Raw genomic sequence first — 15,875 nt, 5'->3', positions numbered from 1 at the left:
GCGCAACGATAGGGAGCGGTGCCCGGTACGGCGTCATCCGCACGACCCAGGCCATGATCTGACAGGCTCTGGTCAAGGACCTCTCAAGCGTCGGACCGCTTGTGCCGCCCGTGGTCGGGTCTCTACCGACGGTCTGTCGATGCCCGTTTGGGAGGACCTGTGCCAGCACCGACCCACAGAAGAAGATGGCTCACGATCTGCGCCATCACCGCATCCGCCGGACTTCTCGCGATCCCCGCGAGCGCCGCACCCGGCGGCCACGGCAGCCCCTTCGGGGCGCGTACGCTCGCCCAACTCGCCGCCGCACGCGAGCAGTCGGTGGGCGCCATGAGTCCCAAGACGGCGGCGGACGACGATGACGGCAACGAGGCCGACGAGATAGCCGAGGGCGCGGACCAGTACGCCGAGGCCCGCACCTCACCCGGCATCGTCGCCCCGGGCGCGTACGGCGCCGCCTGGAGCAGCCTGACCAACCTTCCGAGCACCGGCGGCAGTTGGACCAACGTCACGAACCTGCCGTACAACTCGGACGACTCCCGCTACCGCGACATCGACTCCAACTCCAGTGGCGGGTCAGGCGATGTCACCGGCCGGATGGCCGCGCTGGCCGCCGACGACGACGGATACGTGTACGCGGGCAGCGCCGGTGGCGGCGTCTGGCGCTCCGAGCGGGGCGGCGGCCACTGGCAGCCCATCAGCGACAGGCTGCCGTCCCAGTCCACCGGCGCGCTCGCGCTCGACGGCGCCGGGCGGCTGTGGCTGGGCACCGGCGAGGCGACCACCAACGCGGACGCCTACCTCGGCAGCGGCGTCTACGTCCTGTCCGACCCGCACCACGGCACGTTCTCCTCGCGCAGCAGGGTCGGCGGCGACGAACTGGAGTCGACCACCATCCACGAGCTGCGTTTCGGCGCGGGCAGGGTCTGGGCGGCGACCAGCGCCGGCGTGTGGAGCCACTCCACGAAGCGGCTCGGCGGATCCTGGAAGCTGGAGTACGCGCCCAACCCCGCCTATCTGCCGGGTGGTTCGAAGGCCGACGACCCCGACGCCGCGTACAAGAACATCACGAACGACATCGCGATCGACCCGAAGGACCCGTCCAAGGTGGTGCTGGCGGTCGGCTGGCGCAGCGGTGACGACTACAACGGCTTCTACACCAAGGACACCAAGGACTCCAAGGGCGCCTGGACGCGTATCACCAGCGGTCTGGGCGATCTGCCGGCCGACGCGGACGACGTCGGCAGTGTCACCTTCGCCCGTTCCGCCGACGGCTCCCGCTACTACGCGATCGACCAGTCGCCGGAGCAGCTGAACACCAACCCGGACAGCGGCCTGGAAGGCATCTACGTCTCCAAGTCCGGCTCTCCGACCGGCCCTTGGACGAAGATCGCCGACTACCAGGGGCTGGCCGCCTCCGGTTCCGCGCTGACCACCGCCGGTTACATGCCGGGCGTGCAGGCCTGGTACAACCAGTTCCTGACCGTCGATCCGGCGAATCCGGACCATGTGTACGCGGGCCTTGAGGAGGTCTACGAGACCAAGGACGGCGGCTCCACCTGGTCCACCGTCGGCCCGTACTGGAACTTCACCTTCCCCTGCTGGAACATCGATCCGGCCAAGCAGACCGGCGACTGCAGCCCGACCACCCACTCCGACCAGCACGGTGTCGCCATCGGCCGCTACCACGGCAAGAGCTTCGTCTACGTCGGCAACGACGGCGGCCTCTACAAGCGCCCGGTCGACGGCGCCCAGGACTCCGCGGGCCACGCCACCGACTGGACCTCCCTCAACGACGGCACCATCGACACCCTCCAGTACTACTCGGTGGGCGTCGGCAAGGACCTGACCTACGGCGGCGTCTCCGTCACCGGGGGCCTGCAGGACAACGGCCAGTCGATCCTGCGCAGCAACGACAAGGTGATGGGCTCCAACTTCGGCGGCGACGGCGGCGACACCCTCACCGACCCGGCCAACGGCTGCGACATCGCGGAGGAGTACGTCTACCTCGCCATCCAGGTGACCCAGAACTGCGCGGTCAACGACGGCAGTTGGCTCGACGACCCGAGCAAGGCCACGTCGTACGGCGTCGCTCCGCCCGACAACGCCACCGGTGAGGCGCGCTTCATCGCTCCCCTCGCGGCCGACGCGAAGGACAGCTCGACCTGGATCGCGGGCGGCCGCCATGTCTGGGTCCAGACCCACGGGTACGCCATCCGCAGCGGCGACGAGTGGAAGAGCGTGTACGACCTCGGCGCCGGCCACACCGCGACCGCGGTCGCCGCCTCGGGCGGCAAGGTGTACGCGGCCTGGTGCGGGCCCTGCAACAACCAGGGATTCGCCCGCGGTATCGCCGTAGGCAACGCGGACGGCACCGGCTGGCACGACATCGCCCTGCCCGCCACGGGAGCGGACGGGACGGTGCCCAACCGCTACCTCAGCGGGTTCGCCGTCGACCCGAAGAACGCCGACCACGTCTTCCTCACGGTCAGCGGATTCTCCCGGCAGTGGACCGAGGGACCGGGCGCCGGTGTCGGCCATGTCTTCGAGTCCAAGGACGGCGGTACCACCTGGAAGGACGTCTCGGCGAACCTTCCCGACGTGCCGTCCGACTCCGCGGTGGTCACTCCGAACGGCGGCCTCGCCGTCGCCACCGACCTCGGCGTCGTCTACCGGGCGCCGGGTCGCACCACCTGGCAGCGCGTCGGGTCGCTGCCCGCGGTCGCCGTCCTCCAGCTCAAGCTGAGCCCCGACGGCCGCACGCTGTACGCGGCGACGCACGGCCGCGGCATCTACCGGATACCGGTGAGCGACTGCCGCTGACCCCGACAGGCGCGCGCGGCGGTGATCCCGGTCTTCGGGTTCACCGCTGCGTCGCGTACGGCACCACGCTCACGTCGAGCGAGAAGGCGACCTTCGCCGCGCCCGCCACATCCGGCGCCTTGGCGAGGGCGGTGACCTGGGCCGCCCCGCCCCGGGTGCCCGCGCACCGCAGCGAGGCGCGGGCGGTCCCGTCCTCTTCGACCTGCCAGTCCGACGAGACGACGAGAACGGGCGCCGAGCTCCGAACGGTCACCCATCGCTTGTCGTCCAGGCGGGGTTCCAGGACGAGCGACACCATGGTTCCGGGCCGTACGCACACCCGCTGTCGGGGAGCGTCACCGGGAGAGACGGTGACCTCGGCGTGTCCGGCGACGCAGGTGCCGGTCGAGGGCGAGGACGCTGGAGAAAGGGACGGCGCGGCGACGGTGTGCGTGGGCGTACCGCCGGACAAAGTCCCCGAGCGGTCCCCGGAAGGCCCTGCGGTGGATCCGCCGCCCCCGGTCGAGCCGCCGCACGCCGTCACGAGAACCACTCCGACGATCACCCAGACCCCGGCCCACCCACGCATCGCGACACCTCCCGACCGTCAACGCCCTAACCCTCCGCCAAACCCACCCCCCGCGCCAGTCGCGCGACCGCGTGCCGGAAGAACGTCTCGCGGTCCTCGACGACCAGGTGAAACTGACCGAACAGTTCGAAGCTGACCAGGCCGTACAGCTGGGCCCAGGCCGCGATGAGGGCCGCCGCCGCGGCCGGGGGGAGGTCCGGGGCGAGGTCGGCCGCGATGCGTTCGGCCTCGGGGCGCAGGTCGGCGGAGAGGGGCGGCTCGGTCAGCCCCGGCCCCTCGTGCGCGTCGCGAACGATCCCGATCAGCAGGAGGCCGACGCGGGCGGCGGGCGGGACCGTCGTCTGGGGAGCGGCGTAACCCGGCACCGGGGAGCCGTAGATCAGCGCGTACTCGTGCGGATGCGTGAGCGCCCAACCGCGCACGGCCTCGCAGACGGCGACCCACTGCTCCACGGGCCCGGCGGAGGCCGCCGCGCCGTGCGCCTTCTCCGCCGCCTCGCCGAGGGAGTCGTACGCGTCGATGATCAGCGCCGTCAGCAGGTCGTCACGGCTCGGGAAGTACCGGTAGAGCGCCGAGGAGACCATCCCGAGATCGCGGGCCACGGCCCGCAGCGAGAGCTTGGCTGCACCCTCCGCCGCCAGCTGCCGGCGTGCCTCGTCCTTGATGGCCGCGGTGACTTCGATCCTCGCCCGGGCGCGGGCGCCTTGTGAGGTGCTCATGGGAGCCAGTCTTCCACAGAAACAGAGCGGTGCACACAATCGAGAGCACTGCTCTTGCATACGCGCGGCGATCCATGCAGACTGATGTCACCGAAAGCGAGAGCACTGCTCTCCCAATCCGATAGGGGTCACCATGTCGTCGCCGTACTACCTCAAGGGCAGCCCGCTCAACGTCCGCCTCAACAGCGTCATCGGCTGGCTCGCCCGGCACGGCCTGAGCCTCGCCGGCACCGCGGAGATGTCGGTGCGCGGCCGCAAGAGCGGTCAGATGCAGCGCATCCCGGTCAACCCGCACACGTACGAGGGCGGGCAGTACCTGGTCTCGGCGCGCGGTCACTCGCAGTGGGTGCGCAACATGCGCGCGGCCGGCGGCGGGGAGCTGCGGGTGGGCCGCAAGGTCCGGGAGTTCACCGCGGTGGAGCTTCCCGACGCGGAGAAGCTCCCGATCCTGCGGACCTATCTGGAGAAGTGGGGCTGGGAGGTCAACCAGTACTTCCAGGGCGTGACCGCGAAGTCCTCCGACGAGGAACTCACCGCGGCCGCCGCCGACCACCCGGTCTTCCGGATCACGGTCGGGAAGTGACCGGCCCGGAGTGACCGGTCAGGAATCGCAGACTCAGGAGCTCGCCTCACCACCCGCAGGGCTCTCCGGCCGCGGGTCGAACCGCGCCAGCGCCCGCTGGGCCATCGGCCGCCCGCGGACCATCTCGCCCAGCGAGGTCACGCCCTGGGTGATCTCCTTGAACGCGTTCCACGCGGGCCGGAACCCGGTCAGGGCCGCGTGGAAGAGGCCGGGGCGGCGCTCGAAGACGGTCAGCAGCCGCTTGCCGACGCTCATCTCGACGCCGAGGCCCGCCTTGATGGCGAACGCGTAGTTCAGGGCCTGGCGCCGGGTGTCCACCGCGTCGTGCGCCTCGGCGATCCGGACCGCCCATTCCCCCGCGAGCCGTCCGGAGCGCAGCGCGAAGGAGATGCCTTCACGGGTCCACGGCTCAAGGAGTCCGGCCGCGTCACCGCAGACCAGCACCCGCCCGCGCGAGAGCGGCGAGTCGTCGGCACGGCAGCGGGTCAAGTGCCCTGAGGAGATGCTGGGTTCGAACCCGGCGAGGCCGAGCCGCCCCACGAAGTCCTCCAAGTACCGCTTGGTGGCCGCGCCTTCGCCGCGCGCCGAGATCACGCCGACCGTCAGGGTGTCGCCCTTGGGGAAGACCCAGCCGTAACTGCCGGGCATCGGGCCCCAGTCGATGAGCACCCGCCCCTTCCAGTCCTCGGCGACGGTCTCCGGCACCGGGATCTCCGCCTCCAGGCCGAGGTCGACCTGGTCGAGCTTGACCCCGACATGCGCCCCTATCCGGCTGGCGCTGCCGTCGGCCCCGACGACCGCCCGCGCGAGCAGCGTCTCGCCGCCCTGCAGCACCACGGCGACCGTACGCCGGTCGGGCACCGCCGAGCCGTGCTGCTCGACGCGCTGCACGGTGACGCCCGTCCGCAGTTCGGCGCCCGCCTTCTGGGCGTGCTCGACCAGCTGCTGGTCGAACTCGGGCCGGTTGATCAGCCCGAACAGCATCTGCTTGGAGCGCCGGGTGCGGGTGAAGCGGCCGTTGTTGGAGAAGGTGACCGCGTGCACCCGGTCCCTGAAGGGCAGTTCGAAGCCGGGCGGCAGGGCGTCGCGCGAGGGGCCGATGATCCCGCCGCCGCACGTCTTGTAGCGGGGCAGCTCGGCCTTCTCCAGCAACAGCACCCGCCGTCCCGCGACCGCCGCCGCGTAGGCGGCCGAGGCCCCCGCGGGACCCGCGCCCACCACGACGACGTCCCACACCCGCTGCCCGTCGCCCGGCACACCGTCCGCCGAAGCGTCGTCCGCCGAAGAGTTCTCGCTGCTCACGATGGTCTGCTGCTCCCGATCAAGCCACTGCCGCACCTGTCTCCCGCATCCTACGGCGGGCCCGCCCACAGACCACTGTGGGAGGATCTACGGCACTCACAGGTACAACGTCGCACCCACAAGGAGCGTGCCCATGTCGTCGAATCCGGTCGCCGAGACCGTCGCCTCACTGATGCCCGGCGCGCGGGCCGAGCTCGCGGAACTGGTGGCGTTCAGGTCGGTGGCGGACTTCGACCAGTTCCCGAGGAGCGAGAGCGAGGGCGCCGCCCGCTGGGTCGCGGACGCGCTCACCGCCGAGGGCTTCGAGGACGTGGCCCTGCTCGACACCCCCGACGGCACCCAGTCCGTGTACGGCTACCTGCCGGGCCCCGAGGGCGCGAAGACCGTGCTGCTCTACGCCCACTACGACGTGCAGCCGCCGCTGGACGAGGCGGGCTGGAGCACCCCGCCGTTCGAGCTGACCGAGCGCGACGGCCGCTGGTACGGGCGCGGGGCCGCCGACTGCAAGGGCGGTGTGATCATGCACCTGCTCGCGCTGCGCGCCCTGAAGGCGAACGGCGGCATCCCGGTGCACGTCAAGTTCATCGCCGAGGGCTCCGAGGAGCAGGGCACCGGCGGCCTGGAGCGGTACGCCGAGGAGCACCCCGACCTGCTCACCGCCGACACCATCGTCATCGGCGACGCGGGCAACTTCCGCACCGGGCTGCCGACGGTCACCGCCACCCTGCGCGGCATGAGCATGGTCCGCGTCCAGGTCGACACCCTGGGCGGCAACCTCCACTCGGGCCAGTTCGGCGGCGCCGCCCCCGACGCGCTGGCGGCGCTGATCCGCGTCCTGGACTCGCTGCGCGCGAAGGACGGCTCGACCACGGTGGACGGGCTCACGTCCGAGGCGTCGTGGGACGGTCTCCAGTACGACGAGGAGCAGTTCCGCACGGACGCCAAGGTCCTGGACGGCGTCGAGCTGATCGGTGACGGCACGGTCGCCGACCGGATCTGGGCCCGCCCGGCCGTCACGGTCCTCGGCATCGACTGCCCGCCGGTCGTCGGCGCCACCCCGTCCGTGCAGGCGAGCGCCCGCGCGCTGGTCAGCCTGCGGGTGCCGCCGGGCGTCGACGCGGCCGAGGCGAACAAGCTGCTCCAGGCCCACATCGAGGCGCACACGCCGTGGGGTGCGCGGGTGAGCGTCGAACAGGTCGGCCAGGGCCAGCCGTTCAGCGCGGACACCACCAGCCCGGCGTACGCGGCGATGGCCGAGGCGATGGCGGTGGCCTACCCGGGCCAGGAGATGCAGTACGCCGGCCAGGGCGGCTCCATCCCGCTCTGCAACACCCTCGCCTCCCTCTACCCGCGTGCGGAGATCCTCCTCATCGGCCTGAGCGAGCCGGAGGCCCAGATCCACGCCGTGAACGAGAGCGTGTCCCCGGAGGAGCTGGAGCGGCTCTCGGTGGCGGAGGCCCTGTTCCTGCGGAACTACGCGGCGATGTGAACCGCCTGACCGAGCACGCCGGGATCGCCGCGTCCCTGGCCCGGCTCGACGACCCCGCCCTCACCGCCCTGGTGGAGTCGGGGACGCCGCTGGGCACGGGGATCGGCGGTCGCGCCACGCTGGTCGAGGCGGACGGCCGGCCGGTCTTCGTGAAGCGGGTGCCGCTCACCGACCTGGAGCTGCACCCGGACCACGTCCGCTCCACCGCCAACCTCTTCGACATGCCGCCGTACTGCCACTACGGCATCGGTGCGATCGGCAGCCCCGGCTTCGGCGCCTGGCGCGAGCTGGCCGTGCACGAGTGGACGACCGACTGGGTGCTGTCGGGCCGCTTCCCGGGCTTCCCGCTGCTGTACCACTGGCGGGTGCTGCCCGACACACCTCACCATCTGCCGGACGAACTCACCGATGTGGAAAGGGCCGTCGCCTACTGGGGCCCACGCATCCGTGAGCGCGCCGAGGCCCTGCGCACGACGTCCGCGAGCCTCGCGCTCTTCCTGGAGTACGTCCCCCACACCCTGCACGACTGGCTCCCCGCCCGGCTCCGCACGGACGCCGACACGGCCTGCGCCCTGGTGGAAGAGGGCCTCGAAGCCGTCACCGCCTTTCTCGCCGAGCACCAACTCCTGCACTTCGACGCCCACTTCGGCAACGTCCTCACCGACGGACGGCAGCTCTACCTCACCGACTACGGCCTCGCTCTCTCCCCGCGCTTCCAACTCACCGCCGAGGAGAGCGAGTTCTACGAGCTGCACCGCCGCTACGACCGCTCCTACGCGCTCTCCTATCTCGTGCACTGGCTCGTGGTGGACCAGTACGGCCTCGGCCGGGACGAGCGCCAGGAGTTCATCCGGGCGTGCGCCGACGGGCAGCGGCCCGAGGGCGTGCCGGAAGCGGTCGCCGGGATCGTCTCCCGGCATGCCCGACTCGCCACCGTCGTCGGCGACTTCAACCGCGGCCTGGAGCAGGAGAGCAGGCTGACCGCCTCCCCCCTCCCCTACAACAGCTCCACGCTCTCCGCGTAGTGGCAGGCGACCGGGTTGCCGCCGCCCCGATCCACCAGGTCGGGCACCTTCTCGACGCACGCCACCCGCTCGCTCTCCGTCAGCCGGTCGGCGAACTTCGGGCACCGGGTGCGGAAGCGGCAGCCGCTCGGCGGCCGGACCGGGCTCGGGACCTCGCCCTGCACGGTGACGCGTTTGCGGGCGCGCTCCTTGCGTGGATCGGGCAGCGGGATCGCCGAGACCAGGGCCTGGGTGTACGGGTGCGCGGGGCGGGCGAAGAGCTGCCGGGCGGGCGCGATCTCGACGAGGCGGCCCAGGTACATGACGGCGACCCGGTCGGCGACGTGCCGCATCACTGAAAGGTCGTGCGCCACGAAGAGGAAGGACAGGCCGAGTTCGCTCTGGAGGTCCATCAGCAGGTTGAGGACGCCCGCCTGGATGGACACGTCCAGCGCGGAGACCGGCTCGTCCAGGACGACCACCTTGGGGCGCAGCGCCAACGCCCGTGCGATACCGATGCGTTGGCGCTGCCCGCCGGAGAACTCGTGGGCGTAGCGGTTGCCGTGCTCGGGGTTCAAGCCGACCAGCCGCAGCAGTTCGCGTACCTCTTCGGCGGCTCCGGGACCGTAGCGGCCGTGGATGCGCAGGGGTTCGGCGACGATCTCGTGCACCGAGATCATCGGGTCGAGAGAGGCGTACGGGTCCTGGAAGACGATCTGCAACTCGCGCCTGAGCGGCCGCATCTGACGTCGGCTCAGTTCGGTGAGTTCGCGGCCCCGGTAGCGGACCTGCCCCGAGGTGGCGCTCTCCAGACCGAGCACGGTCCGCGAAACGGTGGTCTTGCCGGAGCCCGACTCCCCCACCAGGCCGAGGGTCTCGTTCTCGTACAGGTCGAAGGAGACCCCGCACACCGCGTGCACGTCGCCCACCCGGCGCCGTACGACTCCCTTGGACATCACGGGGAAGTGCTTGACGAGATCGCGCACTTGAAGGACGGGCTCGCCCGTGCCGCCCTGCCCGGCGAGCGGGGCGAGCTGTTCGGTCACGCTCATGCGGTGCCCCCTTCGGCGGTGTTGTCGGCGAACCTCGCCAGCGCCTCCGCGTCGGCGCCCGCCGTCTCGAAGACCTCCTCGGCGCCGGTGCCGACGAGTTCCTCGGAGAAGTGGCAGGCGCTCAGGTGGCCTTCGGCGCCCGCCGGACGCAGCGGCGGCTCCGCCGTGGTGCACAGGTCCCGTCGCATCGGGCAGCGGGGTGCGAAGGGGCAGCCGGGCGGGAGGTTGAGCAGGGAGGGCGGGGAGCCGGTGATCGGGGTGAGGCGGGCGTCCTCGCGGTCCATGCGGGGTTGGGAGCCGAGCAGGCCGAGGGTGTAGGGCATGCGAGGGGTGTAGAAGATGTCCTCGACGGAGCCGGTCTCCACCATGCGTCCCGCGTACATGACGGCCACCCGGTCGGTGTGGCCGGCGACCACGCCGAGGTCGTGGGTGATCAGCACCAGGGCCGCTCCGGTTTCGGCGCGGGCGGTCTCCAGCGCGTCGAGGACCTGGGCCTGCACGGTGACGTCGAGGGCGGTGGTGGGCTCGTCGGCGATGATCACGTCCGGGTCGTTGGCCATGGCGATGGCGATCACCACGCGCTGGCGCATCCCGCCGGACAGCTCGTGCGGGTAGGCGTCCACGCGCCGCTCGGGGCTCGGGATGCCGACCGCTCCGAGCAGCTCCACGGCCCGCACCCGCGCGGCCTTCGCGGTCATGCCGGGGTGGTGTCTGCGGAGGGTCTCGGCGATCTGGTAGCCCACCGCGTACACGGGGTTGAGGGAGGTCATCGGGTCCTGGAAGACCATGGCGATGCCCTTGCCGCGGACGGCGGAGAGCCGGGCGTCGGAGAGCCCGAGGAGTTCCTCCCCGTCGAAGCGCACCGAGCCGTGGATCCGGGCGGTGGCCGGCAGCAGCCCCATCACGGCGAGGGCGGTCACCGACTTCCCGGACCCGGACTCGCCGACGATGCCCAGCGCCTCGCCCCGGCGCAGCCGGTATCCGACGCCGCGCACGGCGCGTACCGTGCCGTCCTCGGTGGCGAACTCCACGCCCAGGTCCGTCACTTCGAGCACGGAGTCGGTCACCGGCCCTGTCACTGTGTCCGTCACTGTCGCACCCTTTGCTGCCGGGGGTCGAAGGCGTCGCGCAGCCCGTCACCGATGAAGTTCACGGTGAGGGCGATGGCGATGATGAACGCGCCGGGGATGTAGAAGAGCCACGGCCGGGTGTCGACGGCCGTCTGCGCCTGGGCGACCAGCAACCCCAGGGAGGTGTCGGGGGGTTGGACGCCGAAGCCGAGGAAGGACAGGGCGGTCTCGGTGAGGATGCCGGTGGCCACCAGGACCGTCGCGTTGACGATGATCGGGCCGAGCGCGTTGGGCAGCAGGTGCCGGAAGATGATCCGGGTGTCCGAGGAGCCCAGCGCCCGCGCCGCCTCCACGAACTCCTTCTCGCGCAGCGACAGCACGCTGGAGCGCACCACCCGGGCCACGTACGCCCAGGTGAGTCCGGCGATGACGATCGCGATCCAGTACCAGGAGCCGCCGCTGCGGGAGGAGATGACGAGGGCGATCGCGAGCAGCGGCAGGGTGAGGACGAGGTCGGCGATCCGCATCATCACCGTGTCGACGAACCCCCGGTAGAAGCCCGCGACGGCCCCCCAGACCGCGCCCACCAGCGTCGACCCGAACCCGATCATGAGCGCGATCTTCAGCGAGGTCTGGGTACCGCGCATCACCTGGGCGTACCCGTCGTAGCCGGACGAGTCGGTGCCGAACGGGTGCTTCCAGGACGGGGGTTGGGAGTTGTCGGGGGTGAACTTCTCGTACGAGTAGTGCCACAGATGGGGGCCGATGAACGCCCACAGCACGATCAGCACGAAGACCACGAGACTGATCATGGCCGCGCGGTGCCGGACGAAGCGGCGCAGCACCATCCGGGTCTGGCTGCGCTGCCGTACCGTGAACTCCGCATCCGCGCGCGGGACTTCGGGCGCCTCGATGTCAGTCATAGCGGATCCTCGGGTCGAGAACGGCGTAGAGCAGATCGGCGATGAGGTTGAACGCGATGACGACGACCGCGGAGAGCAGCAGCCAGGCCATGATCCGGTAGACGTCGACGGTCTGCGCGGCCTGCACGAGCATCTCGCCCATGCCGTGCCACTGGAAGATCGTCTCGGTGACGACGGCCCCGCCGAGGATGTTGGCGATGTCCAGGGCGGTGACGGTGGTGAGCGGGATGAGGGCGGTGCGCAGCGCGTGCCGGGTCATCACGGTGTAGCGGCGCAGTCCCTTGGCGCGGGCGAGGCGGACGTAGTCGCTGCCCAGGACCTCCAGCATGGAGGCGCGCGCGTAGCGGGTCCAGGAGGCGAACGAGACCAGGGCGAGGGTGACCGTCGGCAGGACGAGGTGGCCGACGCGGTCGACGAACTCGTTCCAGGGCGTGTCGACGGGGAGATACGCCGACTTCTCGCCGATGGTGCCGAGGAACTGGCTGCCGGTCTGTTCGTTGAGCCAGATCCCGCCCTGCTTGAGCAGGACGGCGAACCAGAAGACCGGCATGGCGAGGAAGAGGAAGCCGAAGAAGGTGATGCCGTAGTCGGCGACCGTGTACTGCCTGACGGCGCTGAACACACCGAACAGCACGGCCAGGACGAGCGCGAGGATCATCGCGGCGGCGACCAGGGTGACGGTCACCCGGAAGCGGGTGAACAGGTCGTGCCCGATGTTCAGGTTGGTCTGCACGGACGGGCCGAAGTCGCCGTGCAGGACGCCGACGATCCAGTTCCAGTAGCGCTCCGCGGCGGGCTGGTCCGCGTGGATGTGCCGGGCGAAGGCGGCCACGGCGGCCTTGCTGGGGGCGGGCTGCCGTGAGGTCGCGAAGTTGGCGACGGGGTCGCCGGAGGCCAGGACGACGAGGAAGACGATGAACGTCGAGGCGATCAGGATGGGGATGGAGACGAGGACGCGGCGCACGGTGTAGGCGAGCATGCGGTTCTTCTCTCGGACGGGTGAACGACCTGACAAGGAAGGCCGCCCCGGCCCGGGATGTCACCCGGGCCGGGCCGGACCCGGTCGCCGAAGGCCTACTTCTTCAGCCCCCACGCGCCGACGTTGTACGGCGGTCCGACGACCGTGGCGTTGTCCCGGATGTTCACCCACCGGGTCTGCACGGCCAGGAAGGTCGGCTTCTGGTACAGCGGCAGCACATAGGCGTCCTGGGACATCAGCTCGTCGGCCTGGTTGAGCAGGGCGGCGGACTTCGCCTGGTCCGTCTCACTGGTCGCCTTGCTGATCAGGGCGTCGACCTGCTTGTTGCTGTATCCGCCGTAGTTGCCGCCGCCACCGGTCTCCCAGTTCTGGGCGGCACCGGTGCTGGGGAACGGCGAGGCCACCCAGGCGAAGACGATGATGTCGTACTGGTGCCCGGCGAGGACCGTGCCGAGGTCGGCGGCGCCGATGGGCTGGATGGTGATCTTGATACCGAGGCTCGCGAGGTTGCTCTGGAGGATCTGGCACTCGCTCTGCCGGATCTGATTGCCGGTGGTGTAGCGGCAGTTGAAGGGCCCGACCGCCTTGCCGTCCGGTGTCCTGAGCGCGGTGCCGACACCCGTGAACTTGGCGTCGGTCAGCAGCTTCTTCGCCTTGGTGAGGTCACCCGAGCCCTGGCCGGTGGCGGTGATCACGTCCTTGTAACCGGCCTGGCCGGGAACGAAGTTGTGGTTGCCGAGCGGCTTCACGTGCGGGTCGAACTGGCCGACCGTCTTGGACACGATGTCCTTGATGCTGATGGCGGTGAACATGGCCTGGCGCAGCGCCTTGTACTTGCCGAGCACCGGATCGTGCAGGTTGAGGTCGAAGTGCTCCCAGATCAGCCCGCTGCCGATGGTGTAGGTGACCCCGGGGATGTCCTTGACCTGGTTGACCAGGTCCACCTCGGGCTGCGGGTAGATCGCCTGGACCTCGTTGTTGCGCAGGGCGGTGGGCTCCTGCGTGGCGTCCGTGATGACCTTGAAGATGAGCCGGCCGAGCGGCGCCTTCGTCGCGCCCCACCACTTGGGGTCGGGTACGTAGGTGGCGTGGTCGTTGTCGACCCACTGCTGCATCTTGTAGGGACCGGCGGTGGCGTACTTGGTGGGCGGGTTCTTCTGGAAGTACTGCCAGCCCTGGGCGAGTTGGGCGGCCGTCATGTGCGCGGCGTCGCCCGCCTTCGCGCCGGAGACCTTCTCGGCGACATGCGCGGGATAGAGCGGATACCCCGCTCCGAAGAGGGACTTCCAGTCCGAGAAGGGCTTCGACATCACCATGGTGACGGTCTTGCCGTTGTCGGAGGCGGTCATCGTCTTGACGTTCTCGTAGCCGGCCGTCCCGTTGGGCAGGCACCCCTTGGTCTGGGTGGTGTCGCTGGCGGGCGGGGGCGGGCAGTCCTTGCCGTTGTTGGTGCGCCAGTAGTACTCGAAGTCGTCGGCGGTGATGGGCGTTCCGTCGTTCCAGGACGCCTTCGGGTTGATCTTGTAGACGATCGTCTGCGGGCTGGCGCTGGTCTGGGTCGCCGAGACCATCAGGTCGCTGTTGAGTTTGACGGTGAAATCGGGCTGCGGGACGAAGACCGAGGGCAGGACGACCCCGACGGCCTCGCCGTTCTCGAAGGTGTTTCCGTTGACGTCCTGGATATTCCACTGCTGGATGTTCTTCTCCAGCACATAGGTCAGGGTTCCGCCCGCCTTAGTGGTGCCGGAGTTACAGGTGTTCGCCTTGCCCGCGGTCGTGCAGGACGTCAGTCCCGCCGAGGTCGTACTGCCGGAGCCGCCGCCCCCGCCGCCGCTGCTGCAGGCGGCGAGGACCAGGGTCAGACCGGCGGCGAGCGTGAGGCCCCGGGCGAGGGCCGATGATGGTGCGCGCATGTCCCTCCTTCGAACGGGAGAACCGAGCTGCGCACCGAAGGTAAAGCGCCCACGTCGTCACGGCGTTTCCCCGTTCATACCGGGACGGCGACAGTTCACCCTCGCTTTGTCCTAGGAATTTTCCCGGTCGGGCAAACTGGGAAAGGGACGCCTCCGGAAGGGCAAACTCCGCACCAACAAGCAGAAGAATGCGGCAAGTTGACGGCGATCATCCGACGGGCGTTCCGGCCTCCAGATAGAGCGCCGCACCGCGCTCCCGGGCCCGCAGCGCCCACCGCAGCCGCTCGTAGCGCACCGGCGGAAGCAGGTCGGAGGCCTCCTCCTCGGAGGCGAAGCACCAGCCGCGCAGCTCCGGTCCGGGCAGCAGGAGCCGGTCCGCCTCCGCCGAGTCGAGCCGGCCGCCGTCGAAGAGGAGGCGCAGTCCGCCGTAGCCCGGTGGCTTGGGGGCCTCCCAGTCGACGACGAGGAGCCGGGGCAGGTCGTCGAGGCGGATGCCGGTCTCCTCGGCGACCTCGCGCACACCGGCCCGCGCGGGCGCCTCACCGGGCTCCACGACCCCGCCGGGGAACTCCCAGCCGGCCTTGTAGGTGGGGTCGACGAGCAGCACCCGGTCCCGCTCGTCGAAGAGCAGGACCCCGGCGGCCACGGTCTCGCGGGTGGGTTCGGGGGTCTGGACGATGTCGCAGGCGGGCACGGTCCCCGCGCCGAGCAGCTCGGCGATACGGACGGCGCTCTCGTAGGGGGTGAGCGCACTGGTGTCGACCGGGTGCGCGTCGGCGGTGAGCCAGGAGGCGAGGGCGTGCCGGTACGGCTCGATGTGGTCGTACGACCACTGCCGTACCCGTATCTCGCCGTCGGGCAGGTCGGGCGGGAGCTCCCGCCCGGCTATTCGCTCGCGCAGGATCGTTTCGGCCGGGGCGAGGAGGAGGTGCCGGACGGCGATCCGGCGGGCGGCGAGACCGCCGAAGATCTCGTCGCGGAACTCCTGGCGCAGCAGGGTCATGGGGACCACGAGGGTCCCGCCGAGTTCGGCGAGCATCGCGGCCGCCGTGTCGATCACGAGACGGCGCCAGATCGGCAGGTCCCGGAAGTCGCCGACCTCGGCGAGATGCTTGGGCGGGAGCAGCTGCGTCAGCGCTCCGCCGATGATCTCCGGGTCGAAGAGCGTGCTGTTCGGGATCAGTTCGATCAGTTCCCGTGCGGTGGTGGTCTTCCCCGCACCGAACGCGCCGTTGATCCAGACGACGGTCACAGGTCCCCCTCTTCTGTTGGCCCCCTGTGGCTTGCCCGTTCCACCCTGCCACGGAAACCAGCCGCAGTTGAGGGCGCACGAACGCGGCACGGGAGCCCCTCATGGACGGCCGCCCGCTTCAACGCGGCCTCGTACAGGCTGAGTTTGCCGGGGAAGTAGTGGTAGACCAGCGGCCGCGAGATCCCGGCCGCCGACGCTATC

At 70.5% G+C, this 15,875-nt stretch carries 13 protein-coding genes and 1 pseudogene; 4 read left to right on the top strand and 10 right to left on the bottom strand.

The window, feature by feature from the left end:
• Positions 1–159 precede the first annotated feature (159 nt).
• Positions 160–2,820: a glycosyl hydrolase gene (locus ABZ896_RS18615; RefSeq protein WP_360929591.1), complete on the top strand. Its 2,661-nt coding sequence runs from the start codon at positions 160–162 to the stop codon at positions 2,818–2,820.
• Positions 2,821–2,860: 40 nt separating this feature from the next.
• On the opposite strand, the gene ABZ896_RS18610 is transcribed toward ABZ896_RS18615, so the two are convergent.
• Together ABZ896_RS18610 and ABZ896_RS18605 are read right to left on the bottom strand one after the other, a co-directional pair.
• Positions 2,861–3,388: a hypothetical protein gene (locus ABZ896_RS18610; RefSeq protein WP_360929588.1), complete on the bottom strand. Its 528-nt coding sequence runs from the start codon at positions 3,386–3,388 to the stop codon at positions 2,861–2,863.
• Positions 3,389–3,414: 26 nt separating this feature from the next.
• On the bottom strand, positions 3,415–4,107 hold the full coding sequence (locus ABZ896_RS18605) for a TetR/AcrR family transcriptional regulator (protein ID WP_360929585.1): 693 nt from the start codon (positions 4,105–4,107) through the stop codon (positions 3,415–3,417).
• A gap of 133 nt (positions 4,108–4,240) precedes the next feature.
• On the opposite strand from ABZ896_RS18605, the gene ABZ896_RS18600 reads away from it, so the two are divergent.
• Positions 4,241–4,690 (top strand): nitroreductase family deazaflavin-dependent oxidoreductase, encoded by a 450-nt coding sequence (locus ABZ896_RS18600; protein WP_360929582.1) that lies wholly within the window; start codon positions 4,241–4,243, stop codon positions 4,688–4,690.
• Positions 4,691–4,723: 33 nt separating this feature from the next.
• Here ABZ896_RS18600 and ABZ896_RS18595 read toward each other — a convergent pair whose 3' ends face one another.
• Positions 4,724–5,992 carry a geranylgeranyl reductase family protein gene (locus tag ABZ896_RS18595; protein WP_360929579.1) on the bottom strand — a complete coding sequence of 423 codons (1,269 nt, stop codon included), beginning with the start codon at positions 5,990–5,992 and terminating at the stop codon, positions 4,724–4,726.
• Positions 5,993–6,125: 133 nt separating this feature from the next.
• On the opposite strand from ABZ896_RS18595, the gene ABZ896_RS18590 reads away from it, so the two are divergent.
• Both ABZ896_RS18590 and ABZ896_RS18585 read left to right on the top strand, forming a co-directional pair.
• Positions 6,126–7,481: a dipeptidase gene (locus ABZ896_RS18590; RefSeq protein WP_360929576.1), complete on the top strand. Its 1,356-nt coding sequence runs from the start codon at positions 6,126–6,128 to the stop codon at positions 7,479–7,481.
• Positions 7,478–8,506: a protein kinase family protein gene (locus tag ABZ896_RS18585; protein ID WP_360929573.1), complete on the top strand. Its 1,029-nt coding sequence runs from the start codon at positions 7,478–7,480 to the stop codon at positions 8,504–8,506. Before ABZ896_RS18590 ends, ABZ896_RS18585 begins: the two co-directional genes overlap by 4 nt.
• Here ABZ896_RS18585 and ABZ896_RS18580 read toward each other — a convergent pair.
• The 7 genes and pseudogenes from ABZ896_RS18580 to ABZ896_RS18550 form a co-directional block, all read right to left on the bottom strand.
• Positions 8,479–9,537 carry an oligopeptide/dipeptide ABC transporter ATP-binding protein gene (locus tag ABZ896_RS18580; protein WP_360929570.1) on the bottom strand — a complete coding sequence of 353 codons (1,059 nt, stop codon included), beginning with the start codon at positions 9,535–9,537 and terminating at the stop codon, positions 8,479–8,481. The two genes, ABZ896_RS18585 and ABZ896_RS18580, sit on opposite strands and share 28 nt — an antisense overlap.
• The gene (locus ABZ896_RS18575; protein ID WP_360929567.1) at positions 9,534–10,628 is read right to left on the bottom strand and encodes an ABC transporter ATP-binding protein; all 1,095 of its coding nucleotides are present in this window, start codon (positions 10,626–10,628) and stop codon (positions 9,534–9,536) included. Before ABZ896_RS18575 ends, ABZ896_RS18580 begins: the two co-directional genes overlap by 4 nt.
• Positions 10,625–11,530 (bottom strand): ABC transporter permease, encoded by a 906-nt coding sequence (locus ABZ896_RS18570; protein WP_360929563.1) that lies wholly within the window; start codon positions 11,528–11,530, stop codon positions 10,625–10,627. Before ABZ896_RS18570 ends, ABZ896_RS18575 begins: the two co-directional genes overlap by 4 nt.
• Positions 11,523–12,509, bottom strand: a complete 987-nt coding sequence (locus ABZ896_RS18565; protein WP_360929560.1) for an ABC transporter permease — start codon at positions 12,507–12,509, stop codon at positions 11,523–11,525. The genes ABZ896_RS18570 and ABZ896_RS18565 overlap by 8 nt, the downstream gene beginning before the upstream one ends.
• A 95-nt stretch (positions 12,510–12,604) precedes the next feature.
• Positions 12,605–14,422 (bottom strand): ABC transporter family substrate-binding protein, encoded by a 1,818-nt coding sequence (locus ABZ896_RS18560; protein WP_360929558.1) that lies wholly within the window; start codon positions 14,420–14,422, stop codon positions 12,605–12,607.
• Between the two features lie 208 nt (positions 14,423–14,630).
• Positions 14,631–15,674, bottom strand: coding sequence for an NUDIX domain-containing protein (locus ABZ896_RS18555; RefSeq protein ID WP_360929555.1), 1,044 nt, complete (start codon positions 15,672–15,674; stop codon positions 14,631–14,633).
• 107 nt (positions 15,675–15,781) lie between these two features.
• Positions 15,782–15,875: pseudogene (locus ABZ896_RS18550) on the bottom strand (TetR family transcriptional regulator); the annotation flags it as partial.

It is taken from the genome of Streptomyces sp. NPDC047072, assembly GCF_040643855.1.
GTDB lineage: Bacteria > Actinomycetota > Actinomycetes > Streptomycetales > Streptomycetaceae > Streptomyces.
The sequence above is the reverse complement of the archived record's forward strand: the minus strand, read 5'-3'. Positions and strand labels throughout refer to the sequence as shown.

Excerpts from the sequence above, each read along its gene's own strand:
- ABZ896_RS18610 (WP_360929588.1), bottom strand. The coding sequence starts at position 3,388 with ATGCGTGGGTGGGCCGGGGTCTGGGTGATCGTCGGAGTGGTTCTCGTG.
- ABZ896_RS18605 (WP_360929585.1), bottom strand. The coding sequence starts at position 4,107 with ATGAGCACCTCACAAGGCGCCCGCGCCCGGGCGAGGATCGAAGTCACC.
- ABZ896_RS18600 (WP_360929582.1), top strand. The coding sequence starts at position 4,241 with ATGTCGTCGCCGTACTACCTCAAGGGCAGCCCGCTCAACGTCCGCCTC.
- ABZ896_RS18590 (WP_360929576.1), top strand. The coding sequence starts at position 6,126 with ATGTCGTCGAATCCGGTCGCCGAGACCGTCGCCTCACTGATGCCCGGC.
- ABZ896_RS18580 (WP_360929570.1), bottom strand. The coding sequence starts at position 9,537 with ATGAGCGTGACCGAACAGCTCGCCCCGCTCGCCGGGCAGGGCGGCACG.
- ABZ896_RS18570 (WP_360929563.1), bottom strand. The coding sequence starts at position 11,530 with ATGACTGACATCGAGGCGCCCGAAGTCCCGCGCGCGGATGCGGAGTTC.
- ABZ896_RS18565 (WP_360929560.1), bottom strand. The coding sequence starts at position 12,509 with ATGCTCGCCTACACCGTGCGCCGCGTCCTCGTCTCCATCCCCATCCTG.
- ABZ896_RS18560 (WP_360929558.1), bottom strand. The coding sequence starts at position 14,422 with ATGCGCGCACCATCATCGGCCCTCGCCCGGGGCCTCACGCTCGCCGCC.